Origin of the sequence: Pelotomaculum sp. PtaB.Bin117, assembly GCF_002067195.1 — a bacterium.
Lineage (GTDB): Bacteria > Bacillota > Desulfotomaculia > Desulfotomaculales > Pelotomaculaceae > Pelotomaculum_D > Pelotomaculum_D terephthalicicum.
Window position 1 is genome coordinate 36,164 of record NZ_MVQM01000168.1, and the last position, 24,716, is coordinate 60,879.

Below are 24,716 nucleotides of genomic sequence, written 5' to 3' on the forward strand. Positions count from 1 at the left end.
TCACCTGAGCATGACGGTAATGTTCGCCACACCGACAATAATTGTGATGACAAAGAAAAACAGCAGGCCTACTGTCGCCACCGCAGCGAAAATCAAGAGTAAATTATTGCCAAGACCATTTAAACAGTTGACCATTTGTCCGTCTCCAATCGGCTGAATCAATGCTCCGGCAAGTTTATAAATAAAAGCGAGCGTTATAATCTTTAATAAAGGAATAAGCATTATTGCGCTAATTACCACCACCCCGGCTATGCCAACAGCGTTTTTTATTAACAAAGACGAACTGACCACGGCGGCAAGAGCGTCGGAGAGCACTCCGCCCACTACAGGCACAAAGGCGTCCACCCCAAATTTAGCCGTTTTAAAAGTAACAGAATCACCAACAGCGCCGGCCACGCCCTGAATAGTCAGAACCCCCAAAAAAATCGTGGAGAATATTCCCATTAAGCCCATGGCTACCCCTTTTAACAAGTCGGCCAGGTTTGAAACCTTGAATTTTTCCGATAAATTGTTGACAATCCCCAGAATTGCCACGAAAAAGAGCAACGGTAAAATTATATTTTTTATTAAGGTGCTAAAAACACCCACCGTGGTCAAAATAACGGGGCTAAAAACCGCGGCGGAAGCCACACCCCCTACGGCAACCAGGAGAGTCAATAAAACCGGCAGGAGCGCCTGCATAAACAACACCATATTTTCTACAACTTCCTTGCCGGCGTTGACTGCCAGGGAAAAGGAACCGATAGCGATGGTAGTTAATGCCAGATAAGTAACTGAATAAGTCAATTGAGCGGCGGTGCCTTTTTCAAAAGATGCCATTAAATTTTGCAGAATAGCGCAAATTACCGCGAGGATTACCAGCTTTCCCAAGAGGTCGAAGTTCGCTACCACTTCCTTGAAAAGCTGCCGGATTAAATTCTTAAAGATTTCCGCCGGTTTCCAATCCAGTTCTCCTTTCACCAGCTTAATTACCATGTCTTTAAAATCGAAGGCGGGAATCGACCCCTTGATTTCCGTATCAAGCTTTTCAACATATTGTTGCACTTCCGCCAGGTTTAAGGATGATATTTGTCCTTCCGGTGTTATAACCGCGGGCTGCTCCCCCCATACAGGCGCCGGAACCAGTAAAAGAACAGCAAAAAACAACGTAAAAAAAATATTAGGCAATATCCCACCGCCTCACGGTACAAGTTTTAAAAGCATCTGAAGCACAGCTACGATCATTGGTACTGCAAGCACCATAATCATTATCTTAGCGGCAAATTCAATCTTGGTGGCAACTGCGCTCTCACCAGCATCCCGGCTGATTTGAGCCCCGAATTCAGCAATATAAGCAATTCCAATAATTTTTAGAATGGTACCCAAGTAAACCATGTTGATTTCCGCTCTAGCCGTCAAATCCATGATTACATCCATAATCGAACCGATTTTACCTAATACCAGAAGGAAAATGATAATGCCGGCCACTAAGCTTAAGAGTACCCCCAATTCCGGCCGCTGACTTTTCACTACCACGATCAGGACAGTGGCAATAAGACCGATGGCAACTATTTGCATAATGTCCATGTCTTGCTCTCCCGTACACTTTCTCAAACTGACGCCCCTAAAATAGTTTAAAAACAGATTTCACCTGGTCGAATAAATTGGCGAGCAGTTGGATGACCCACATGAAAACAATGGCCAACCCCGCTAAAGTGACTAGATGACCTTGTTCTTCCTTTCCGGCGTGTTTTAAAATAGCGTTTAAAACAGCCACCAGAATACCCACCCCGGCAATTTTAAAAATCAGATCTATACTGCTTCCCATATATTGACCTCCGATCTATAATTACCTCAACATTTCTAAAAATCATTTAGAAATTACTAGAATAAAGAATGGTTTATCCTTACTATGTATCCTGACTCCTGAATACCTAATTATCCCCCTTCTCAATAAAGGAGCAACACGACCAGGAGTCCTCCCAGAAAACCAAGATAACTCCAAAGCTTGACATTCCTTGCCGCCTCCTCTTCCGCGGCTAAAGTCTCCGCACTGATTTGTTCCATAGCCAGCCGCAGGTGTTTTATCTGATCCTCCCTGTCGGAAATACCCAGGGAACCTCCAAGATTGCGCAGGATGGATAAGTCACCTGACTTTAGCGCGGTACCCGGATAATATTTCTCAAGGGCCTTATCCCAGGCTTCTGAGGCGGTAACACCGGACATGTTGGAAAGTTCCGCCGCCGCCCCACTGAATAAAGTGGCAGAGGTTTTATCGCAACGGCCGGATACTTGCATAAAAGCATCCGGTAAACAAGTTGCGCTGTATGCAATTTCCGTTTCAAGTATCTGAAGTGCTGAACGGAGCGAGCGCAATTCCTTCGGCCTGCGGGCGTAATTTCCCGCCATGGCTAGCCCGCTGAGGCCGCTGGCCGCTATCACCATCACTGCTCCAATCAGTTTCAGCATTTTTTCACCCCCAGTGACCGCATGGTTCTGCCGTCGATTATTTCTTCTATTGTTCCCACCCCCCGGGAGCGGCCAAGTATGACAAAACGCTCGATTATTTTTGAGCGGATTATCCTTCCCAGCGCCGGCCGCTCAGCCAGTTCGGCCAAATTTTTTCCGTGGGCGGTGGCTAAAACCTTCACCCCGGCATTCAATACTTCTTCCAACGCCCCAACATCTTCACCGCGTCCGATTTCATCAACAGCTATTACCCGCGGGCTCATTGAGCGCAAGAGCATCATCATGCCTTCTGCTTTAGGACACCCGTCCAGGACATCAGTCCTTAGTCCCACGTCCAGCTGCGGTACTCCCTTGTAACAGCCGGCAATTTCCGACCGCTCGTCCACCACGCCAAGAGTTAATCCTGAAAAACCAAGTTCCGGAACACCATTACTCAATTGCCTGATCAAGTCTCTAAGCATGGTTGTCTTACCGCAACAAGGCGGGGAAACCAAAACCGTATGGAAGATATCCCCACGGCTATTGTTCAACAGGTACGGGAGAAGACTGGAAGCTGCGCCGGTGACGGCCCTGGCTAGGCGAATATTGCACCCGGAAAGGTACTTCAATGTCCTGATTTTCCCGCCATCCAACACTGCTTTTCCCGTAATGCCGACACGGTGACCACCGGGTAGAGTAATAAACCCGTTTTTCAATTCTTCCTCAATTGCATAAAAAGACGAGTTGCTGATTAATTGGATTAATCTTTCCATGTCAATAGGTGCGACACAATACGCTTCTCCGGCTTCACGAGTAGGCCGCCCCTCAACAGTTAAGAAAATTTCATTGCCGGCTAACCCGAGGATTAAGGGTTTTCCCTGTCTAAACCGGATCTCTTCGATTTTATCAATAGCTGTGTGAGGCAACGCGGCAACCATGGACCGGATGTTGCCCGGCAAAACCGGTAAAATACCATCTAATGCCCCGGGGCCGCAATGTCTCGGGGTAAACTGATACAAGTCCGCGAAACTCAAAGTTTTGTCCCTCCTGAATAATTAATATTGAGTATTGCGGTAAAATATGCCAGTTCTTTTCAACACAAAAAAGCCGCTTAAACGACCATGGTTTAAAAAAACCAGTCACCCAAGCGGCATTATGCCATATATTGTGTAGTAGGTAAAATTATAACAGTATTTTGGAAGGACAATATATTATGAAAAAACAACCATCTGTTTCATACATCTGGCCGGAAACGTTTTTCGAACAATACCATTTATGGCTGCAAAACCAACAACCGGTCAAAGGAAACGCCCGTCCTGCCGGCAGCGCCAAAGAATATCAAAATTACGCGCCGGTTTTTATACCGGTTTATCCGTCATGTCCTTACATGGGTTCACCTTACACTTCCCTGCCGTTTTGCCCGGCGGATTTAAGCGGCGCCAACCCAAATGCCTGTCAGGCCGCTAACAATTGCTCCAGACAAACACCCGTTCTGCCCAACGCTTATATTTTATTCCTGATATTTATTTTAATCATGCTTGGTACAAGAAAAGAACAAATACTGGCGGTCATCCGTAAGATTTTTCAATAAAGATTTAAAGCGGCCAGCTTGTTGGCCGCCGCTTCAGGGCAAAATACGCAAAAACAATTCAAATATCTTCATCGCTTGCCGTTAATCTTTTCCCGTTCGTCTGTCCTTCAAGCATTTCAGGTTCTTCATCGACTTGATAATCTTCGTCGTTTACAAAAACCACTTCATCACAATTAGGACAGGTGATTTCCACTACATCTTTATCATTAGTTATACTGGAATCAAAATAGACTGTTTCACCACACCCGGGACACTCCACTTCGATATAATTTCCATTTCCGGCGCTCTGGCTTGCTCCATTATCCTCATACAATTCATCTTCCAGCTGATAAAGGTCCTCGTCGATTGTTTCCAAATAATCTTCAAGCTGTTCCTGTCCTTCTTCCAGATCACCGAATGAATCGGCGAATTCGTCCAAGACCTCAATAATTCCATGAAAAAGTTTGCCTTCTTTCGAGTCGGGGCTTAAGTCAAGCCCGCTTGACAATCCCTGCAGGTATGCTACTTTCGCTTTTAAATCATTCATTCAAATTATACCTCCTCTGGTTATATCCTTGACCGGCTTTAATAGTATGTCTATAACCAGGGGGGTTTAAACACGTCTATCAATTACGCCCGTTTAATATAGTTCCCTGTTCTGGTGTCAATCTGAAGTTTATCCCCCACATTAATAAAAAAAGGCACCTGGACTACAGCCCCGGTTTCCAGGGTGGCCGGTTTGGAACCGCCAGAGGCGGTGTCGCCCTTGATACCCGGACTTGTTTCAACCACCTCCAACTCAACGAAGTTCGGCAATTCCACACCGATGGACCTCTCCTGAAAAGTAAGAATATGAATATTCATATTCTCTTTCAGGTATTTTACGGCATCACCCAGTTGTTCGGTATTCATGGCCATCTGATCATAAGTCTCCATATCCATAAAATTATAGTCTTTTCCATCGTTATAAAGATACTGAACCTCACGCCGCTCAATCCTGGCCTTAGGTATTTTTTCCCCTGCGTTAAATGTTTTTTCGACAACGGCTCCAGTACGTATGTTTCTAAGTTTCGAACGTACAAAGGCAGCGCCTTTACCCGGCTTAACATGCTGGAACTCAATTACCTGGAAGACGTCTCCTTCCAGTTCAATAGTTAGTCCTGTTTTAAAATCGTTGGTTGATATCACTGCTCCCGCCTCCTGACAATTTTTATGATAAACTAAAAAGGTTGATCAGATTAATAAGCCTATCCTTGGGGGTCCTGGTTAAAACCTCACAGTCGGACTCCCCGACCACGACCGTGTCTTCAATCCTCACTCCACCCCAGTCCGGAAGGTAGATACCCGGTTCAACCGTTACTGTCATACCTTGTCGCAACACAGTATCATCTTTCATGGACAGTCTGGGGTTTTCGTGTATATTCAGGCCAAGCCCGTGCCCGGTGCCGTGACCGAATCGTTCACCATAGCCTTTGCCGGTAATAATGTCACGGGCTATTTTGTCAACATCCGACGCCCGTACGCCGCTGCGAATCGCTTCTATTGCCCGCATCTGGGCTTCGAGTACGATATAATATATTTCCTGCTGTTTTGGACTTGGCTCTCCTAAAACAACAGTTCTGGTAATATCGGAATGGTAGCCATGGTAGAGCGCCCCAAAATCCAAGGTAACCAGCTCCCCCTGCTGCAACCTCCTGGTGGAAGCTACTCCATGCGGAAGCGCCGACCGGGGACCGGAAGCGACAATGAATTGAAAAGCCACACCATCCGCCCCCATACACCTCATTGAATACTCCAGCTGCAGAGCCACCTCACGCTCGGACACGCCCGGTTTAATCATGGGCAACACCTTTGCAAAAGCCAGATCAGCCAGGCGGACGGCCTCCTCAATATTTTTAATCTCATCATCGTCTTTAGCCATCCTGAGTTTCTCCACCAGTCCACTTGTCTCTTTTATTTCAACGCTAACTAATTTATCCTTTAACATGAGAAACTGGTTGTGGACCAGATGGTCCCCTTCACAACCCAGACCGGAAACGCTATTCGCCGTCAAAATCGAAGCAAGCGCCTCAGCGTAAGAATCATTTACCTCTATTATTGTCAATCCCGGGCTTTCATGCTTCGCCTGTTCCAAATAGCGAAAATCAGTGAGCAGGAAAGTATTGTCCCGGCATACTAATAGAGCGCCGGCTGTTCCGGTAAAACCGCTCAGGTAGTAACGGTTTTCCGGATTAGTCACATAAAGCGCCTCAACTTGAGCGGCATCCATCAGTTTTTGTAATTCATTAATCCTTGCCTGCATTTTTACTTGCACGCTTCTCCTCCAATAAACCGACTAATGCCCGCAAAGCCAACAGGTAACTGCTTGCGCCAAGCCCGCTGATTTGTCCCGCGGCAACCGGCGCTATCACGGAATGCTGCCGAAAATCCTCGCGCGCGTATATATTAGATAGATGGACTTCGATAGTAGGAATGCCAACAGCCGCCACTGCATCGCGCAGGGCGTAGCTATAATGGGTAAACGCACCCGGGTTGAAGATAACCGCGTCAACTTCCGCTGCGGCGCGATGGAGCAAATCGATCAAGTCGCCTTCGTGATTTGATTGGCGACAGCTAATTTCAACGCCTAATTCGGCGGCCAATACCGATAAATTATTGTTAATCTCTTCCAAACTCAAGGAACCGTATATTCCCGGTTCACGCTTCCCGAGCATGTTTAAATTCGGACCGTTCAGCACCAATATTTTCAATAATAACACCTCTTACCGGCTGGAAACATTCTACCATAGAACGTCTATTAATTCAAAAGAGAAGTTTGCTTTGACATGCTGTTTACCACATGCCGTCATTTCACATGAGTAAAATTGGAGCATTGTTCAAGTAAAACAAGAGCTTCCCACAGCAAGCTCTTGTTTTACTTGTTCATGTAGTATAATTCAATGTCAGTTATAATATCCCTTTTAACGAAACTAAGAATTTACAGCACACATGGATTTAAATATCTATTTCCGCTTTACAACAATGCTGTCCCCGGCATTTTAGTGTACAAAAGGCGCTGTCAGAGCAAATAAATGACGGGCGGAAATTGGAGCCAGATCTTGTACTGAAGCCTCCACAATTAAACTGGGGTCCAGGATGGCAAGAATAGCCACCCTCTCCCCTGTAGTCTGATTCGTATAAAACCCGATAATACAAAACTGCATGTCCTCACCGTATATTTTCCTGGTTACTATATCCCCGATCCTCATCTGCGATACCCCCTGTGAAATCGGCGAAAAACAAAAAAGCTGAACAATAATGATGTTTTTTCTAATAGCATATGCAGTGAGAAAAGGAGTTGTGTTTCAACTGCCACGCCTAACCGACCATAATCTTTTCCTCAGGGTAACGCAGGGGAGTGCTACGCTGTTTATTGGCCAAGGCAAAAATTACAGTCAGGAGGCCCACCCTGCCTAAAAACATAGTCAGCATGATAATAATACGTCCGGCTGAGGTAAGCTCAGGAGTAAGCCCCATAGACAGTCCAACCGTGCCGAAAGCTGAAGTGGCCTCGAACAATACTGCCAGAAAATCCGCATTCTCAGTTATAGACAACAGTAAAGAAACTGACGCAACCAGGATAGTGGCCAGCAGAATAATGGCAACCGACTTGTAAATCTGCTCCGGTCCAATCCGCCGTTGAAATACTTCAGCGTTTTCCTTTCCTTTAGCCATTGACCAGACAGCAATGGCCAGGGCTCCTATGGTGGTGGTTTTCACGCCCCCTCCGGTGGAACCCGGCGAGGCACCGATAAACATCAGAATTACGATAAAAAACTGCGTGGCTGAACGCAACGCACCCATATCAAGGGTGTTGTATCCCGCCGTCCGGGGCGTAACCGCCTGGAAATAAGCGGCTAAAGCCTTGCCAGCCGGACTTAGCGTTTTTAAAGTATTATCCATTTCCAGAAAGTATATTATCAGTGTTCCTGTTACTAATAAAAGCCCGGTAACCGATAAAGTCATCTTCGTATGCAGGGACAAACGTCTAAAATCTTTGTTGTGCCGCAAAACGTCGACTATGACACTAAAACCGATACCGCCTAAGATGATCAAAGTTGTAATGCATAGATTTACCGTGATATCTCCAGTATAACCGGTCAGGCTCTTAAAACCGCCGAACAGATCGAAACCAGCATTGTTAAAAGACGAAATAGAGTGAAATAAACCGAACCAGAGCCCCTTTCGCCACCCCAGGTCAGTCGACCAGCGGATGGCCAGCAGAATAGCGAAGACAAACTCGGTGGTAGAAGTAAAAAGGAGCGCGTATTTGGCTAATCTCACTATACCGGCTATATTGGTCTGATTCAACGACTCCTGGATAATCAGCCTTTGCCTGAGGCCAATCCGGCGGCCCATCAACATGGCGAAGAATGTGGCCATTGTCATAAATCCCAAACCGCCTACCTGGATTAAAGCCAGAATGACCACCTGACCAAAAGTGGTCCAGTGAGTGCCGGTATCAACGACCACCAGCCCGGTGACACAGACAGCGGACGTAGCCGTAAAGAGGGAGGTTAAAAAGCTAATTTCTTGACCAGGCCGCACCGCCGCCGGCATTGTAAGCAAAACAGCTCCGGTCAGAATAAGCGATGCAAAACCCACTACCAGAACCTGAGACGGGGTTGCCCGCAAGGTCAACCTCTTTTGTTGTTCTCCGTAAGATATGGAGGAACCATTCACCGAACTTTTAAACACTATTTTTTCCTCCAAAATAAAATCCCAGCATGCTAAAAATGGCACCTGGGTTTTTTATAGTATTCTGCACTGCTTATATTATAGTGATACAATATTAGAAAACAAGTATTCATAGCCAATATTTATATAATCTTTATATAAAATATTGGTTCTATTACTCCTTTCATAATTTATTATTCCCAAATCTATCACCCGCCGTTATCTTCAGCCCTGGTACCTTTCTGTCAATCAACAGGCTCTTACCGGAACAAACCCGGCAATATCGATGAAATAACCAGGAGCGTTGTTAAAATAATCATTATTACTGTAGTCACCCAAGCGATCAGATTAAACACACGGGAATTTACATACTCACCCATCAAGTCACGGTCATTTACCAAATTTAACATAAACACCAATACCAGCGGCAATAGCACGCCGTTGATAACTTGGGACCAAATCATTATTGGGATCAGGGGAATATTCGGAATAAGAATAATCCCGGCACCCGCGACCACCAGAAAAGTATACAGCCAGTAAAACACCGGCGCGTCTTCCCACGTCTTATCCACACCCGCTTCAAAACCAAGGGCTTCACAAATAAGAAAAGCGGTGGAAAGAGGTAAAATTGACGCCGCGAACAAGGAAGCGTTAAACAAGCCGAAAGCAAACAACTCGGAAGCCCAGCGGCCGGCGAAGGGCATCAGGGCGCTGGCCGCGTCCTTGGCTGTTTCAATAGCGACACCGTTTTTATGCAGTGTCGCCGCGCAGGCAACCACAATAAAAATGGCCACTACGTTGACCATAATTACCCCGACGATGACATCAAGACGTGAAAGTTTATACTCTTTAACTGTTATCCCCTTTTCCACAACGGCAGACTGAATGTAAAACTGCATCCACGGCGCGATGGTAGTGCCGACCAGACCGATTAACATGGCCAGATACGCGCTGTCAAATGTAAAATGAGGGGTTACCGTTTCTCTTGCGACAGTGCCCCACGGCGGTTCAGCCAAAATACCTGAAATTATATAGGAAAAATATATAGCTGAGGCAATTAGGAATATTTTTTCTACTCTTTGGTATGTTCCTTTAACCACCAGCCACCAGACAACCAATGCGGAAACCGGCACTGATATATATCTATTTATCTGGAATATTTCCAGGCTCGCAGCCACACCGGCAAATTCAGCAATGGTATTGCCCAGGCTGGAAAGAACCAAACCGAGCATGGCGAATAATATCAGACGCACTCCGTATTTTTCGCGAATCAGGTCTGCCAGGCCTTTGCCTGTTACAGCCCCCATCCGCACGCCCATTTCCTGCACGACAAACAGCGCCAGAATCATGGGCAGAAAAACCCACAGCATTTGATAGCCGAATGTAGCTCCCGCCACGGAGTAAGTAGTAATACCCCCGGCGTCATTGTCAACATTGGCCGTGATCACTCCCGGCCCTAAAATAGAAAGGAAAAATATTATTTTCTTTAAAAAGGACGGCTTTTTCATTCACGCTCACCTCCTGCTGAAGGCTTTGCGCATCATGTAATAGGAAAAGCTCTCCAGGTTTTTGCGATCAGGCACAATAGTGTTTAATACGTCATCCACCGTGATTATTCCGAGCATGTGATTTTTGTCATCCACCACCGGCACAGCGATCAAGTCATACTTTACGATGGTGTCAAGCACATCCCTGTGTTCGTCGCCGGATAAAACAGTGATGATTCGATCCTGCATTATTTCCCGCATTGGAGTATTCGGTTGAGCCATAATTAATTCACGTAAGGACAACACTCCCAATAGTGTTTCATCTTCATCCAGAACATAAAGGTAATAAATCATTTCCGCCGCATGGGCCGTCTCGCGAATTTCATCAATAGCTTCCTGCGCGGTCATGTTTAGGCTTATGGCGATAAACTCGGTGGTCATTAGCGCACCGGCCGTATCCTCAGGGTACTCCATCAATTCCCGCACGTCTTCCGCTTCTTCAGGCTCCATCAAGTTCAGCAGTTCATCCGACTTCTCCTGCGTTAGCTCGCCGAGCAAATCGGCGGCCTCGTCAGGGGCCATTTCCTCGATGATGCGGGAAGCACGCTCACTATCCATACGTTCAATGATATTGACCTGGGTATCAAGGTCCACCTCGCCCAACGCCTCGGCAGCGGTCTGATCATCCAGTTTATTGATAAAATGAGGTCTTTCATAGTGATCAAGTTCTTCAATAATCTCGGCGATATCGGCGGGGTGCAGTTTACTGAACTTATCGGTGGTCTCGGAAAGCTTTATATTTTCCGTGCGTGTCTGGAGCGGCTCCAAGTACTGCCAGCCAACCAGACTTACAGGCAGCCGCTCTGTCTTGGGGTCGTAACCGATAACCCTCCTGAGTAAACCGCGCACGCCAACATCTACCGCGCTCAGCATCACTTCATAGACATCGTTCCGCTTTAACCAGGAAAGCTGGATGTCATTAACCCTAACAAGCTTTGACCCTTTGATATCCACGATCTGTTTATCAAGAAGCCACTTTTTTACAAAGAGTTCATTTTCCTGAATTTCCGCATTATTCATCACATCGGAATTGTTTTTTAAAAAAAGCCCTTTATTATGAAATGTATTTATCTCAGAAATATTAATGATTTTTAAGCTTCCTTTGGCATATTTTATCCCGGTCACTCTCGGATATATTCCGTCCCAAAGCACCGCCAGGTCCCTGACCGTCCCTATCTTTTTACCGCCGGCGTCATAAATCTTTTTACCAAGGAAGGTGCTGATAAAAAACTCTCCTTGTGTTTTGACTTCATTCATTTAAAGGCACCTCCCAGCTTCCGGACAGTATTTTCCCTTCATGGTTACAAAAATAAAAACAACCCTGGAGAAAGGTATCAAAAGGGTCGTTCCCAGTAAATCCCTTTCCCCTCTCGTTCGAGCTTTGGCACGTACATAGCTAGAGAAATGATCTCAGCCACATTAGATAAAACCTTAAGCCGGTAATACCTGTTGACCCGTTACAGTCTTTCGACTTTTCCGGGCAGCGGCATATGGTCTATGTAGAAGCCTCACCTAACGAGGAAATTTTTATTTCAGTTTATATATTATAGAAAAAACAAGTCCCTGTCAAACGAAGGACAATTCCATCCACCATCGTTGTTTGATGAATAATCCCCGGCAACTGAGCAAAAGTTAATAATAAAAGGGGGTTTTATTCTTGTACGATGTCGCAATAGTTGGCATGGGTCCCGCCGGGATGACAGCCGCTGTATACGCGGCACGCAAAAAACTAAAAACCCTGCTCATCGGCAAGGAATGGGGAGGTCAGGCGGCAAGGACCGGTATGGTGGAGAACTATATGGGGTTTCAGCTTGTCACCGGTCAAGAATTGATGAAAAAATTTGAGGAGCAGGTTGAGAAGTATCCGGTTGAAAAAATACTGGATGAAGTTATTTCGGCCGGGAAACAAAACAGCAATTTTATTCTTGCCACAAAAAGCGGACGGCAATACTCCGCCAGAACATTGATCATGGCCACCGGCAAGCAACCCCGGTGGTTGAATGTGCCGGGGGAAAAAGAGTTTGCCGGCAAAGGAATAAGTTACTGCTCCATCTGTGACGCCCCCTTGTTTGCGAACATGAAAGTAGCGGTAATCGGCGGAGGCAATTCTGCAATTACAGCGGCATATGACTTAATGAAAATAGCTGAGCACATATACGTGATTTCCCCGGACGACTGGAGCAGTGATCCCGTGCTAAACGATAAGATTAAAGACGCCCCGAATCTTACTAAAATGACCGGATATCAAACAATTAGAATTGACGGTGAGCAAACCGTAAAAAATATTGTCCTCAAGTCTGTCAAAGAGCCTTTCAGGGAATCGACCCTGGAGGTGCAAGGTGTCTTTATTGAAATCGGCACCGTGCCTATGACCGACTTTTTAAGGGGATTTATCAATTTAAATGACAATGGCGAAATTGTCATTGACTGCAGCTGCAATACTTCCGTGCCGGGGATTTTCGCGGCGGGAGATGCCACATCCGCGCCTGAGAAACAAGTAATCGTCGCGGCGGGGGAAGGAGCAAAAGCAGCGCTCGGCACATTTAAATACATACTTGAAAATTGAGATTAAATTAAGATCAAGTCATCTTTATTTAACCAATCCGGTACGCTATAACCTCTAACTGCCGGGTGACCGGCAAACAACGTTCTAACTGCCTTTATTGATTCATATGCTTCCTTCAATAAAGAATTCTGTTCATTAATATATTTCTTATCGTAATTATTATTACCAATATGATGCGCTAAATTTTGTTTAATATTGCTGATTCTAAGAAATGGGTTAATAATAACATTATAATCCTCATCATCCTGCAATATGACTTTCTTCCGCAGCCATTCATTAAAGAGATGCGCTGCCGGGTTATTAAAAGAATCTTGAGACTCTTCAAAGAAAGTTATATTGATGTTTCCAGACATCATATCATCCAATACATTAATAAAATTATTATAATTATTCTCATTTGGAACAAAAAGCGGCCTGAAACCATCAGGTCTGTTTTTTTTGAAATCTTCTTTGAATAATTTTTTATCAAATATACTCAAAGACATTTGGTTTATATGAAATAATTGCTCTATAAAAGCTTCATATATTGATGCGTTTTCAACCCATTCGCCGAAGATGGAATTATGATAATCACCGCAAAAAGTTTGACACTCATCATCAACGATCAAATAAGACATCCATTTATTTTGATGTTCTACAGAAAGATCTTTAAGATGTCTTAAGGAAGCTGCAACCACCCTTTCTCTACTTTTATTAACAAATCCAAGCTCAAATGCCGGCAGCAGAATCTTGTCCTTCTCGCACATATCTTTATAATTATAAGCTATGGCACCAGAATAATCAGATATAACATTGATATGGTAAGAATCATTGGAATATTCCGCCAGAATTCTCATATCGAAGAATAATGGTTCTAATTGAGGTTTGCCAAAATACAACATATTAATGAACGGTTTATCACTGTACTTATTTTCATCCAAGGTACTTTCTAAATGTTCTTCAGTTGGATAAAAATAAATTTGTTTTACGGAATTGTTCTTTAATACTTCAATTTGTTGTGTAATAGGAAAATCACTATATTGTTTAACATGAGGATTTATTGTATAGTTTAATGTTATTAATTTTTCTTTTATTAAATCAATTATTATTGCTTTAAAATCATTCTCATCATAATTTTTATATTTATTTTTGATCTCCATATAAGGAATCCCATTAAAATCGTGAGAATTTATATAGTAATTAGTTATGTTATTTAATATTTCTGTCTTGTTCAATAAAGTTACACCTCCATATATATTTTAATTAAGAAACATTTGCTCTTTAAGAACATATGTTTTATCAATAACCCTTGGACATACAATGCGGCTGATATGCGGACGGGCATACCAAACTGCTGGTAATCTAATTATAAAAGTTTATATCACCTAATAATAGTCATAATTTAATTACTATTTTACAATATTTTTCGACATCAAAAGACACGTTTTGCAGGTAAATTCATAATTTTGCCGAAAAACAAATAATTCACAAAAAATATATGACAGCACTGGGAGGAAAATAGGTTGCTTCACCAACAAAAGGATACTCTGCAAATGATTAAGCCTCACAGTCATCTTTGCTTGATCTATGACACGCCGGAAGAATGGTATGATATTGTCATCCCTTTTATTGTCCTTGGTTTTGAGCAGGGTGACAAATGCATTTATATCGCGAATGCAAGCACGGCTGACCAAGTACGCGGCTACTTAAATGAAGAAGGCGTCAACGTAGCTGCTGCTGAATCATCCGGGCAACTTCTTATTTTAACATTAAATGAACTTCAATTGGAAAACGGCGTATTTGATCCTGACCAAATGATTGCATTATTAAAGAAAGAAACAACTGAAGCAATAGCTGATGGTTATAATATCATACGTATAACCGGAGAAATGACCCGGTTTCTCCAGAGTGAAACAGATGCGCGTAAGCTAATGGAATATGAGGCCAAGTTGAATTATTTCTTTCCGGAATATCCATGTGTTTCCCTTTGCCAGTATAACCGTAAAGAAACCGGCCCGGAAATCATAAAAGAAGTGATCATCACTCACCCGATGCTGGTGCGTGGTACCCATATTCACCATAACTTTTACTATTTGCCTCCAAATGATTTTCTAAACCAAAAAAGTAGTGCATACGAAGTTGAGCACTGGTTAAACAACTCGGAAAACAAGTATGACATGGAGGAGCAGTACCGCCGGATAGTCGAAACCGCCAATGATGGCATCTGGATATTGAATGCCGACAATCGGACAACCTTCGCCAATGAAAAACTGGCTTTAATGTTTGGTTCTACTGTTAAAGAAATGAACGGGCGATCTTATTTTGATTATATAGACAAAGAGCACTGGTCCCATGCTAAAAACATCATGAAACGCCGCAAACTGGGAATTTGGGAACAATACGAATTTGAATACCGCCGCGAAGACAACTCACCATTTTGGGCGATAGTGTCGGCCACCCCTTTTTTTGACAAGGACAGTCGCTTTATTGGCTCATTGGGCATGCTCACGGACATCACAAAGAGAAAGCAGGCTGAGCGGGATTTAAAAAGGGAACGTGATTTCATCTCAGCAGTTGTTGATACTGCCGGTTGTTTGGTGGCGGTTTTGGACAATTAATTGCCATCAATGAAGAATTAATTGCCACCGAAGAAGAACTCAGGCAACAGTATGACAAATTACAAAAGAAAGAGGCCGCCCTGGCTTTAGCAAACCAGCGGCTGCAGGATATTATTGAATTCCTGCCCGATGCCACTTTTGTAATCGGCCCGGATAAGAAGATTATTGCCTGGAACCGGGCTATTGAAGAAATGACTGGTATGCCAAAAGAACAAATGCTGGGCAAAGGAGATTATATGTACTCCCTACCTTTTTACGGGATACCCCGCCCAGGTTTGGTTGATTTTGCCTTCAACGCTGAAGCTGATCCCTCTTCTTTTTACGATTACTTTGAAAAGAAAGGCATCACATTGCACGGGCAGTCATATTTGCCTGATCTGCACGGAGGAAAAGGCGCCTATATTTGGGGAATTGTTTCACCTCTTTTTGACAAAGAAAAGCAAGTTGTCGGAGCGATTGAGACTATTCGGGACATAACTGAACAAAAGCAGCTTGAGGAACGCCTGAAACATATAAGCCTGCATGACTCCCTCACCGGCCTGCATAATCGCGCTTATTTTGAGGAGGAAATGCGGCGGGTTGGAGGAGGGCGCGGCAACACGGCGGGTATAATTGTTTGTGATGTGGACGGGCTCAAACTTGTCAACGATACACTTGGGCATGAAGCCGGGGACGCTCTACTGCTGACAGTCGCCAATATCATAAGAAGTTCTTTTCGTGAAAGCGATGTGGTGGCAAGAATCGGCGGCGACGAATTCGCCGCGATTATTCCAGACACTAAAGAAAGCACTCTCGCAGAAGCCTGTAAAAGAATAAAAGACGCCATCGCCAGACACAACGCGACAAACCATGAACTGCCGCTCAGTATTTCCGTCGGGTTTGCCGCAAGAAGCGATCAATCTATAAGCATCAACGAGCTTTTTAAAGAAGCGGACAATAAGATGTACCGGGAAAAACTCCACCAGGCTCAAAGCACACGCAGCGCCGTAGTGCAAACCTTGATGAAAATGCTTCAAGTAAGGGATTTTATGACAGAAGAACATGCGGACCGGTTACAAATCCTGATCGTTAATCTGGCTTCAGCCATCGATCTGCCGGAACGCAGTTTAACCGATTTGCGTCTTCTGGCGCAATTCCATGATATTGGCAAGATTGGAGTACCGGACAGCATTTTATTTAAACCCGGTCCTCTAAACGCTGAAGAAACTGCTGAAATGAGGCAGCATTGCGTAATTGGCCACCGTATCGCCATACTCGCGCCGGATCTTGTTCCTATTGCCGACTGGGTCCTTAAACATCACGAATGGTGGAACGGCGAGGGATACCCCCTTGGACTGAAGGGTGAGGAAATACCGTTGGAATGCCGTATCCTGGCAATTGTTGACGCTTATGACGCCATAACCAGCGACCGTCCATACCGCAAGGCCTTAACCCAAACAGCAGCCATAAAAGAGTTAAGAAGGTGTGCAGGGAAACAATTTGATCCACAATTGGTAGAAAAATTCATATACTTACTGAAAAAACAAAGACTCAACGCTTAGTCTGGTCCCGTATAATTTTACTATACTCCTTGGGGCTACAGTTGCTCTATACCGAGGTATCCAAAACATGGGCACTTGTCCTCGTCTAAATAACAATTTTAGCCACCCGCTTTAGATACTCAACGCCGCTGATGCTAAATGTTACAAGTCGCAATAAATAAGCATATACTAGCAATAATAAATTTATGGAGAAATTCACAAATGAGTACTGTTTCAAAAAAAACAGCTATACGGTGTATCAATAACTTACCCTGGAATTTTAAAACAGACAGCCAAATTGATTACTATCCGTTGGCTATAACAAGCTATCCGGCGATTTGCAACGAAGAGTTATGTACTGTTGGTTATGACCACGCCATGATCACCTGGGCAACACCAAAACGATTAGCCGACACCACAATATGTTTTGGGGACACTCCCGAACGGTTAACTAAGTACACAGTCAACCAAAATACACAATATCACTGGGTGGAAATACATGGCTTAAAATCCTCCGCGCGTTATTGGTACCGGGTGGAATGCAAAGAAGCGCAAGGCCCCCTTAACTCGTTCACCACTCTACCTAAACCGGAAGGGAGGCACCTTTTCAGTTACGCCATTTTTAGCGACACGCACATTGCTTCCACAAACCCCGCGCAGGACATCAATGAAATTTACTTTGGCAAGCTCGTTGAATACTCAAGCAGTTTATTAGTCCAGTGCATTCAGGACAGCAAAAGACGGAACATTGATCTGGCGGTACTCACAGGCGACCTTACTGATTCCGCCAACAAGCAGCAATATTTGGAACTACGCAATCAAATCCTGCCCTGCTTCGGAGACACCCCCCACCTGTTATGCATCGGCAATCATGACAAATATACCAAAGATTCAGGTATAGGCGAACAGGGTTTTCTTGACTATGTGTCCAATCGGGAAAAAACTTGCGCGAACTATGTATTTCGTGATTACCAGTTTATTTTGGTTGACTCCTGCAGAGAAAACAATAATTGGGGATATATAGACCAAAATCAGCTGCAATGGACTAAAAACATATTGCAAAATGAGGGCAAGCCCTCTTACCTGTTTCTTCACCATCCATGCAACGGTCCGGACTTATGGTTCGGCGTCAAAAACCATATTGAGTTAAAAAAAACCATCAGGCCATTTTCCTGTGTGCAAGGTGTTTTTTGCGGACATATACACCGGAACAAGGTTACCGCCAACCGGTTCATGACCGGCAATCTCCCTTACGTGGAAGTGCCGGCGACTGTGCAGTTCCCTTGCGCTTATGCCGTAGTTCAAGTTTTTGAAAATGGTTTTGTCTACAACTCATACAAAGTGAGCAGGCTGGATTTATCGGAAATGTCCCGGGGAAGGTTTATTCTCAAAAACGGTGGTAATGCCATTTTCACCTGGTACGGTCTCGGCGGGATAGGTGATCGGTGCTTTTCTTATTCTAACGGCCGGTTATTTCGCCCGGCGCGGTTTGAATTGTCAGTAACATTAGAGCATCAGAGAGCTGTTGAATTTTATCAACGGGTCCAGTCCGTTGATGGCGCCAGTCTTACTTGTTCTGATAACATCAATAACTTAAAAGTTGTCTTAGGTCATCACGATTTACATTTATCGGCTGTCCAATCATACCGGGACAAGTTTTCACGTTTTAACATAAACGCCACGATCAGCAAAGAAGGCAATTACGATGTGCCTCAGCAAACCAAGCTGCGTGTCAGATAACATTTTAAAACATACGACGATATTGGGTGCCTCAACAAAATATAAAATTATTTCACATTCCAGACATGGTAAATGTAACCACATGGAGCCGCTTTCATATAATATAACAACAATCAACCTTAGAAAGGCAGGATATCAATATGAGCGCTAAGCAAGAAGACGTAATGGGCGGCATGACAGGAGACTGTTATCCCAACCCGCAAAACATCCTGGGGATGCTGGCAAAAGGTGAACAACAGGAAGTCGCTCTCTATTCCCGGATTGCACAAGCCGTACCTTCAGAAGAACTCCGCAGAATAATCTTATACATGGCCTGCAAAGAACAACGCATGACGGAAAAACTTTCCTTGCTGTCCCAATGTTTCGGGGTAATGCCCGCCGCGTCACCTGTTGGCACCATGCCTTATTCCGCCGGTGAGCAAGAAGAAAAAAAATAGTATTTACTAAACATTTTTTACAGGAGGTAATAAAAATGGATGCTCTTCGCACATTGGTTCATGAAGTGATTCAGATCGAACTCCAGCAAATAAAACACCTGGCTATGCTGGGATGTATGGCTCCGGACGAATTTACCCGGCATATAATTTTAGGCATGATCATGGAAGAGGCAGGGGAAGCAAAGTTTTGGAACACAGTTGATGCCGCATACCGGGGAGTCCAGGTAACCGGAGGAGAGACTTGCCCAGGGATGCAACCCGGCATGGCTCCGACATCCGGATGGTGTCCAACTCCCGGTTGCCCTCCAGGCATGGCCCCGACATCCGGATGGTGCCCAACTCCCGGCTGCCCTCCAGGCATGCCGCCCGGCATGGCCCCGACATCCGGATGGTGCCCAGCCCCCGGCTGCACTCCTTGTCCAGGCACTCCCGGTCCAGGTATGCCAACCGGTGGATTAACCGGCGGACTAACCGGCGGCTTCCCTATGCCGGCTTGGAATCCCAACCCTATTATGCCCCCAGGCACGGGTGACGGTGACTGTGGCTGCGGCCAAGGGTTTTATTCAGAAGAAGCCAAAAAAGATGAGCCCCCAAAAGATGAAAAAAAATAATTCATTGCCGGCCGGGTTACCAACACCCGGCTTATTCTCTCAAAACTGTGGTGAGTTCATCTAATTTGTATCGATAATCTTCAACCTGTGATAATAATTTTCAAGCAGAGGAATCAGGTCCTCTCCCTCATCTTGCTGGCAGTAGTAAAGCCGCTCTGAGGGAATCCCCAATTGGGCCATCAGCGTTCTGGCGCGCTCTAATACGCCTTTGCATGAGGCGCTCCCGCCGGGGTGCCGACATTGACCCGGTCCACAGGCCGCGACCGCCACACCGGCGGCACCCTTCTCAAAAGCTTCCAGAATCCATTCCAGGCGCAGGGCTCCGGCGGTAGGTATTTCTACCAGCCGCGATTCATATAATGCGGATATATTTTTTAACTTTTTCCGGGTGATGCTCGTGCAGACCTCCCGGCAGGCGAATATAACCAGGTAACTTTCGTTTGATATGTTTACGGTAATCTCATCCAGAGCTTCCAGCGTGATAGCGCCCGCCGGACAGGCGGCCGCACAGACGCCGCAGGCCAGGCAGCCTTCCACGGAAATCCTGGCGTGTTCTTCAACAACAGGAACACCATAAGGACAAACTCGCTGACAGGTTAAGCAAGCGGCGCATTTTTCCGGCTCCACCCTTGCTCCCAACCCGCATTTCATACAACGTCCCGCTTCACGAAGGGCCGCGTCTTCACTTAAACCCATTTCATAAGGCAAAAAGCTCAGAGAACGTTGTCGAGGCGATAGAGAAGGCATTCCCTGACGTTCTTTAAGCGGCACTTTTTTGGCTACTTCTTCAGGCAGCGCCCCAAGCAGTTTAAATTCTCCACCAACCGGGAGCGCTTTTTCACCACGCAAGTAGCGGCCGACAATACCTGCCGCCCGGTGACCTGACGCCACTGCGGCTATTGCCAGTCCCGCCCCCGTGACTATTTCACCGCAAGCAAAAACGCCGGAGGCACCGGTTGCAAGAGAATTTTCATCTGTCGGCAAGTAACCCAGCGCATCGGTTTTCAGGCCGCTTCCTTCAAGAAAAGATGTCTCCGGCGTCTGACCGATGGAAAGGATTACCGTATCTCCCGGAACAATCTGATAAACATTAGGTTCATAAGTCGGGTTGAATTTTCCTTCCCGGTCAAAAACAGCTTTCACCTTCTGCACTTTGACACCGGTAATAATACCTCCGCTAGACAGCAGGACCTCCACCGGGCCGTAACCAGGCTCCAAAATCACCCCCTCATCCAGCGCCTCGGCAATCTCCCAGGCTGACGCCGGCATTTGCTCCCGTTTCTCAACTGAAATGACTTTAACTCTTAGCGCCCCCAAGCGCAACGCGGCGCGGGCCACGTCAATCGCCACATTTCCTCCGCCGATCACAACGACCTCTTTCCCAACCCGTGGGCGCTCTCCCTGATTTGCCGACTTCAAAAAAGGCAGCGCAGATAATATGCCGGGATGGTCAAAACCCGGCATGGCCAGGCCCCGGCCACCCCATAGACCGGTACAAATAATAACCGCGTTATATTCGTTTCTCAATTCATCAATACTGATATCCCTACCCACTTCGGTTTCCGGAATAAATTCAACCCCGGCGGACAGAATCAGTCCGACATCACGTCTCAGTACCTCCCGCGGCAGGCGGAACGTCGGCAGCGAGGCCATGAAATGTCCGCCCGGCTCCCTGGAACGGTCGTAAACAGCAACCTGATGCCCTTGACGCGCCAAGTCAAATGCCGCGGTTAAACCGGATGGCCCTGAGCCTATTACGGCAACCTTTTTGCCGGTATATCCGGTTGCCCTGCTCTCTTCCGTCCGCGCACCCACTGCTTCCACAACAAAGCGCTTTAGGCTGCGAATGGCGACAGGTACGTCGACCTGTGCCCGGCGGCAGGCTCCCTCGCAGGGGTGTGAGCAAATCCAGGCGCAAACTGACGGAAAAGGATTGTTCGCCTTAATCAAGTTGTAGGCTTCCGTGTAGTCACGCTTTGATATGGCGGCCAGGTAGCCGCGGACATCCGTGTGTACGGGACAGGCATTGGTACAGGGCGGCAATAGTTCCATAAATTGCAGTAAAACCTCCGGATATATATAATAGAAAAAATAATACAAAAAAATTATATCCTTATCAACAAAAGTTTTGCAAAAGTTTTTTTTGTGATAAAATATTATTTAATTTTGGTATACAGGATTATTTCTTGTTACACCGAATATGAGTAAAAGGGGCAAGAATAAGTTAATAAGCTAAAGGGTGATATAAATTTACTGATTGGCTGAAATAATATAGGTAAATATTGCTATGAGGGAGAATATATGTTAATGAAATTTCCGGAATTAAAAATCGGTCATTTGATGCCAAAGTATCCAATTATACAAGGAGGTATGGCTTTGCGGGTATCAACCGCCCCACTTGCCGCCGCGGTGGCTAATGCCGGTGGAATTGGGGTAATTGGTGCTTCCGCCATGTCTATAAATGAATTAAAAAACGAAATAAGAACAGCCCGAAAAAACACCAAGGGAATTATTGGTGTCAATATTATGTTCGCCGTTCGCCAGTTTGCGGCGCTGGTACAATCAGCAATTGAAGAAAAAATTGACCTAATCTTAACCGGAGCGGGATATTCACGGGATATTTTCCGCTGGAGCCAAGAATCGGGCGTCCCGGTCGTCCCGATCGTGTCTTCCCCAAAACTGGCCAGAATCGCGGAAAAACAAGGCGCGGCGGCGGTTGTTGCTGAAGGTGCCGAAGCGGGAGGACATCTTGGTACAACCCGTTCAATTGATGAAATACTCCCCGAAATCGTTTCCGCAGTCAAGATACCTGTAATCGCCGCAGGCGGCATTGTGGACGGTAAAGGTATCGCCAAAGTGATTAGAATGGGAGCCAGTGGAGTTCAAATGGCCACCCGCTTTGTCCTCAGTGTTGAATGCGCGGTAGCTGAGGCTTTCAAGCAAATGTATCTAAAAGCCACGGCAGAAGACGTGGTAATCATATCCAGCCCCGTAGGTATGCCCGGTCGGGCCTTGCGCAACGCTTTTGCGGACAAGATTCTCAAAGGCAACGCGCCGGAGCCGCATGCATGCGATGGTTGTCTAAAAAATTGCTCACAGGAATATTGTATAGTACAAGCCCTGGAGAACTCCCGCATCGGTCAAGTTGATGATGGAGTAGTCTTTGTCGGAAAAAATGTTTATCAAATAAAAAACATTTTACCAGTGCAGACGATTTTTAATAAACTCATCAATGAATACGAACAGGAACCTGACATTCTTGTTTAGAGAGGCGGGAGATATCATTCTTCCCGCCTCTTTCTTATACTATTTTACCTAACGGGACAATAGTCCTATAAAAAATGTATGATGGAACTATTTACTTTAGCAGGCATACATAATATAAATACATCAGCAGGCAAAAAGAATACTTCACGTTTACAAACGATAAATTTGTTTCTGACAATAAACCCATCGTGCGTAAAGGAGTGAAATACTTTGCGGGAAACTGTACAGGTTTACTGTCCCCACACAAAGCAGGAAGTGATTGGTCTGTTAAAGTTCAACCCGAGTATTCACAGTGACAACATCACGCCGGAATATGATTTTATATATTGTACCGGTGAGATTGACAATTGCACCAAGGCGGCGATTAACTGTCCGTTTGCAAAAATTTGCGTTTGTAAGCTGCATTAACCGGTGCCGCCAGCAGCTGCTTTATTTTTGTCAGATGTAAATTATATCCTCATCAAATATGGTTAAGGTTTTTAGCCCGTCCGCAGTCACTACAAAAGTATTTTCAATTCCCACCGCCCCGTCTTGGAAAACAAATTTAGGTTCGACGGCCAACACCATTCCTTCTTCCAGCACAGTTTTAACTCCTGCCGCTATCACAGGCAGTTCATCCAGTTCTAAGCCCACACCGTGGCCAATAAACGATACCCGTTCGGGATAACCCATGAAATGTTCGCCATAACCGCTTGCTTCCGCTGTTTCCAGCGCCAAACCATATAGCTCCGCGCAGGTCACCCCCGGCTTAGCCGAAATCTTTATGCTCTCCTGGATTTTCCGTGCGGCTGCATAGGCGTGAATTAAGTGGTCGGACAGTTTTCCAATACAGAATATCCTGGTTTGGTCAACAATATATCCGTTATGAACAAACCCGTAATCCACCAGCACAGGTTCGTTTTTACCAATTAGCTTATAACCGGCGCTTTGAGGAAAGGAAGGATCCGGCCCCATGCCGCCGGTTGGCCCGTCGAAGTAACTTGATACGGCAAGGTTCGAGCCTGACATCAAATGGCCGTAGCCAAGTTCCTGGTTAAACCCCCGCAACCTGTGCATACCAATATGTCCCCTTTTCCGGCAAGCCGCTTCAACATTCCCTGCCAGCTCCAGCTCAGTAATACCTTCCCGCATATTTTCCCTGATAAATTCATATATTTCCTGATTCAGCGCCGCGGATTCATTGATTATTTCCAATTCGTACGGTGATTTGACCATACGTAAAGAACGAATATAAGGACTCACATCTATGATTTTCGTTTCTTTAAATAGCTTGCGATAGCGCTCGTATTGAGCGACAGGCAGCACGTCCAGTTCAAAGCCTATAGTGTCAAACGGGCCATACCCGCAGGATTTTAACACCGCTGTCATTTCTTTAGGGCTGTCAAGGTGGACAATGTTCTCCAATGCCGATTCTTCTTTGGCTCGTATAAAACTTCGTTTTACCATCAGAACCGGTTGACCGTCAGCCGGAATAAAAAGGTGTGCACGCTGCATCGTACCGGCAAAATAAAAAACATCAACATTTTGGATGATCATTGCTCCGTCAATACCCTGCCGCTTTAAAATATCCTGGAAGTTCTTAATACGCCGGTCAAGCTCATATTTTGGTGTATACAGCAAAAACAAGTACCCCCTCCTCACAACATATTCCGCAGATATATCATGATCAATTAAAGGATTTACCCGATATCTGGAGAATATTTTCACCACAACTAATT

25 protein-coding genes and 1 riboswitch are annotated in these 24,716 nt (G+C 45.4%); of the genes, 9 read left to right on the top strand and 16 right to left on the bottom strand.

From position 1 onward, the window contains the following. The 5 genes from spoIIIAE to spoIIIAA all read right to left on the bottom strand — a co-directional run bounded on the left by spoIIIAE (window position 1) and on the right by spoIIIAA (window position 3,461). Window positions 1-1,167, bottom strand: coding sequence for a stage III sporulation protein AE (gene spoIIIAE / locus A4E54_RS13390; RefSeq protein WP_248285978.1), 1,167 nt, complete (start codon window positions 1,165-1,167; stop codon window positions 1-3). A gap of 12 nt (window positions 1,168-1,179) precedes the next feature. Next, complete coding sequence (gene spoIIIAD / locus A4E54_RS13395) at window positions 1,180-1,566, bottom strand: stage III sporulation protein AD (protein ID WP_240083778.1); 387 nt, start codon at window positions 1,564-1,566, stop codon at window positions 1,180-1,182. Between the two features lie 37 nt (window positions 1,567-1,603). Beyond that, window positions 1,604-1,807 (bottom strand): stage III sporulation protein AC, encoded by a 204-nt coding sequence (gene spoIIIAC / locus A4E54_RS13400; RefSeq protein WP_240083742.1) that lies wholly within the window; start codon window positions 1,805-1,807, stop codon window positions 1,604-1,606. Between the two features lie 122 nt (window positions 1,808-1,929). Beyond that, window positions 1,930-2,448 (bottom strand): stage III sporulation protein SpoIIIAB, encoded by a 519-nt coding sequence (spoIIIAB, locus tag A4E54_RS13405; RefSeq protein WP_240083741.1) that lies wholly within the window; start codon window positions 2,446-2,448, stop codon window positions 1,930-1,932. Continuing rightward, the gene (gene spoIIIAA / locus A4E54_RS13410) at window positions 2,442-3,461 is read right to left on the bottom strand and encodes a stage III sporulation protein AA (protein WP_282442336.1); all 1,020 of its coding nucleotides are present in this window, start codon (window positions 3,459-3,461) and stop codon (window positions 2,442-2,444) included. The genes spoIIIAB and spoIIIAA overlap by 7 nt, the downstream gene beginning before the upstream one ends. A gap of 179 nt (window positions 3,462-3,640) precedes the next feature. On the opposite strand from spoIIIAA, the gene A4E54_RS13415 reads away from it, so the two are divergent. Beyond that, window positions 3,641-4,018 (top strand): hypothetical protein, encoded by a 378-nt coding sequence (locus A4E54_RS13415; RefSeq protein ID WP_240083740.1) that lies wholly within the window; start codon window positions 3,641-3,643, stop codon window positions 4,016-4,018. 58 nt (window positions 4,019-4,076) lie between these two features. Here the strand turns inward: A4E54_RS13415 and A4E54_RS13420 are convergent, their stop codons facing one another. The 8 genes from A4E54_RS13420 to A4E54_RS13455 form a co-directional block, all read right to left on the bottom strand. Then, window positions 4,077-4,544, bottom strand: coding sequence for a CD1247 N-terminal domain-containing protein (locus A4E54_RS13420; RefSeq protein ID WP_240083739.1), 468 nt, complete (start codon window positions 4,542-4,544; stop codon window positions 4,077-4,079). 83 nt (window positions 4,545-4,627) lie between these two features. Beyond that, entirely contained in the window at window positions 4,628-5,185 is a 558-nt protein-coding gene (gene efp / locus A4E54_RS13425; RefSeq protein ID WP_240083738.1) for an elongation factor P, read from the bottom strand. 22 nt (window positions 5,186-5,207) lie between these two features. Beyond that, window positions 5,208-6,299: a M24 family metallopeptidase gene (locus A4E54_RS13430; protein WP_240083776.1), complete on the bottom strand. Its 1,092-nt coding sequence runs from the start codon at window positions 6,297-6,299 to the stop codon at window positions 5,208-5,210. Continuing rightward, the gene (gene aroQ, locus A4E54_RS13435) at window positions 6,283-6,747 is read right to left on the bottom strand and encodes a type II 3-dehydroquinate dehydratase (protein ID WP_240083737.1); all 465 of its coding nucleotides are present in this window, start codon (window positions 6,745-6,747) and stop codon (window positions 6,283-6,285) included. The genes A4E54_RS13430 and aroQ overlap by 17 nt, the downstream gene beginning before the upstream one ends. A 288-nt stretch (window positions 6,748-7,035) precedes the next feature. Further along, window positions 7,036-7,245, bottom strand: coding sequence for a sporulation peptidase YabG (locus A4E54_RS13440; RefSeq protein WP_240083736.1), 210 nt, complete (start codon window positions 7,243-7,245; stop codon window positions 7,036-7,038). A 109-nt stretch (window positions 7,246-7,354) separates the two neighbouring features. Continuing rightward, entirely contained in the window at window positions 7,355-8,734 is a 1,380-nt protein-coding gene (locus A4E54_RS13445) for a TrkH family potassium uptake protein (protein ID WP_502687944.1), read from the bottom strand. A gap of 239 nt (window positions 8,735-8,973) precedes the next feature. Beyond that, entirely contained in the window at window positions 8,974-10,221 is a 1,248-nt protein-coding gene (locus A4E54_RS13450) for an NRAMP family divalent metal transporter (protein ID WP_240083735.1), read from the bottom strand. A 6-nt stretch (window positions 10,222-10,227) separates the two neighbouring features. Further along, window positions 10,228-11,517 (bottom strand): magnesium transporter MgtE N-terminal domain-containing protein, encoded by a 1,290-nt coding sequence (locus A4E54_RS13455; protein WP_286726399.1) that lies wholly within the window; start codon window positions 11,515-11,517, stop codon window positions 10,228-10,230. 101 nt (window positions 11,518-11,618) lie between these two features. Beyond that, a riboswitch (M-box (ykoK) riboswitch) is annotated at window positions 11,619-11,787 on the bottom strand. Between the two features lie 130 nt (window positions 11,788-11,917). Between A4E54_RS13455 and A4E54_RS13460 the strand changes: the two genes are divergently transcribed. Beyond that, complete coding sequence (locus A4E54_RS13460) at window positions 11,918-12,826, top strand: NAD(P)/FAD-dependent oxidoreductase (protein WP_240083733.1); 909 nt, start codon at window positions 11,918-11,920, stop codon at window positions 12,824-12,826. Window positions 12,827-12,828: 2 nt separating this feature from the next. Here the strand turns inward: A4E54_RS13460 and A4E54_RS13465 are convergent, their stop codons facing one another. Continuing rightward, window positions 12,829-14,040, bottom strand: a complete 1,212-nt coding sequence (locus A4E54_RS13465; RefSeq protein ID WP_240083732.1) for a hypothetical protein — start codon at window positions 14,038-14,040, stop codon at window positions 12,829-12,831. A gap of 288 nt (window positions 14,041-14,328) precedes the next feature. On the opposite strand from A4E54_RS13465, the gene A4E54_RS13470 reads away from it, so the two are divergent. From A4E54_RS13470 to A4E54_RS13490, 5 genes are all read left to right on the top strand, one after another. Then, window positions 14,329-15,423 carry an MEDS domain-containing protein gene (locus A4E54_RS13470; RefSeq protein WP_240083731.1) on the top strand — a complete coding sequence of 365 codons (1,095 nt, stop codon included), beginning with the start codon at window positions 14,329-14,331 and terminating at the stop codon, window positions 15,421-15,423. Beyond that, window positions 15,396-16,964 (top strand): sensor domain-containing diguanylate cyclase/phosphohydrolase, encoded by a 1,569-nt coding sequence (locus tag A4E54_RS13475; protein ID WP_240083730.1) that lies wholly within the window; start codon window positions 15,396-15,398, stop codon window positions 16,962-16,964. The genes A4E54_RS13470 and A4E54_RS13475 overlap by 28 nt, the downstream gene beginning before the upstream one ends. Before the next feature lie 201 nt (window positions 16,965-17,165). Then, window positions 17,166-18,683: a purple acid phosphatase family protein gene (locus A4E54_RS13480; protein ID WP_240083729.1), complete on the top strand. Its 1,518-nt coding sequence runs from the start codon at window positions 17,166-17,168 to the stop codon at window positions 18,681-18,683. Between the two features lie 140 nt (window positions 18,684-18,823). Then, the gene (locus tag A4E54_RS13485) at window positions 18,824-19,120 is read left to right on the top strand and encodes a ferritin family protein (RefSeq protein ID WP_240083728.1); all 297 of its coding nucleotides are present in this window, start codon (window positions 18,824-18,826) and stop codon (window positions 19,118-19,120) included. A 35-nt stretch (window positions 19,121-19,155) separates the two neighbouring features. Further along, entirely contained in the window at window positions 19,156-19,731 is a 576-nt protein-coding gene (locus A4E54_RS13490) for a hypothetical protein (protein ID WP_240083782.1), read from the top strand. 60 nt (window positions 19,732-19,791) lie between these two features. Here A4E54_RS13490 and A4E54_RS13495 read toward each other — a convergent pair whose 3' ends face one another. Further along, window positions 19,792-21,783 carry an FAD-dependent oxidoreductase gene (locus tag A4E54_RS13495; protein WP_286726403.1) on the bottom strand — a complete coding sequence of 664 codons (1,992 nt, stop codon included), beginning with the start codon at window positions 21,781-21,783 and terminating at the stop codon, window positions 19,792-19,794. A 255-nt stretch (window positions 21,784-22,038) separates the two neighbouring features. Between A4E54_RS13495 and A4E54_RS13500 the strand changes: the two genes are divergently transcribed. Continuing rightward, window positions 22,039-22,998 carry an NAD(P)H-dependent flavin oxidoreductase gene (locus tag A4E54_RS13500; protein ID WP_240084105.1) on the top strand — a complete coding sequence of 320 codons (960 nt, stop codon included), beginning with the start codon at window positions 22,039-22,041 and terminating at the stop codon, window positions 22,996-22,998. A 210-nt stretch (window positions 22,999-23,208) separates the two neighbouring features. Continuing rightward, window positions 23,209-23,406 (top strand): hypothetical protein, encoded by a 198-nt coding sequence (locus A4E54_RS13505; protein ID WP_286726405.1) that lies wholly within the window; start codon window positions 23,209-23,211, stop codon window positions 23,404-23,406. Window positions 23,407-23,436: 30 nt separating this feature from the next. Here A4E54_RS13505 and A4E54_RS13510 read toward each other — a convergent pair whose 3' ends face one another. Then, complete coding sequence (locus A4E54_RS13510; protein WP_286726407.1) at window positions 23,437-24,618, bottom strand: M24 family metallopeptidase; 1,182 nt, start codon at window positions 24,616-24,618, stop codon at window positions 23,437-23,439. Window positions 24,619-24,716: the final 98 nt, after the last annotated feature.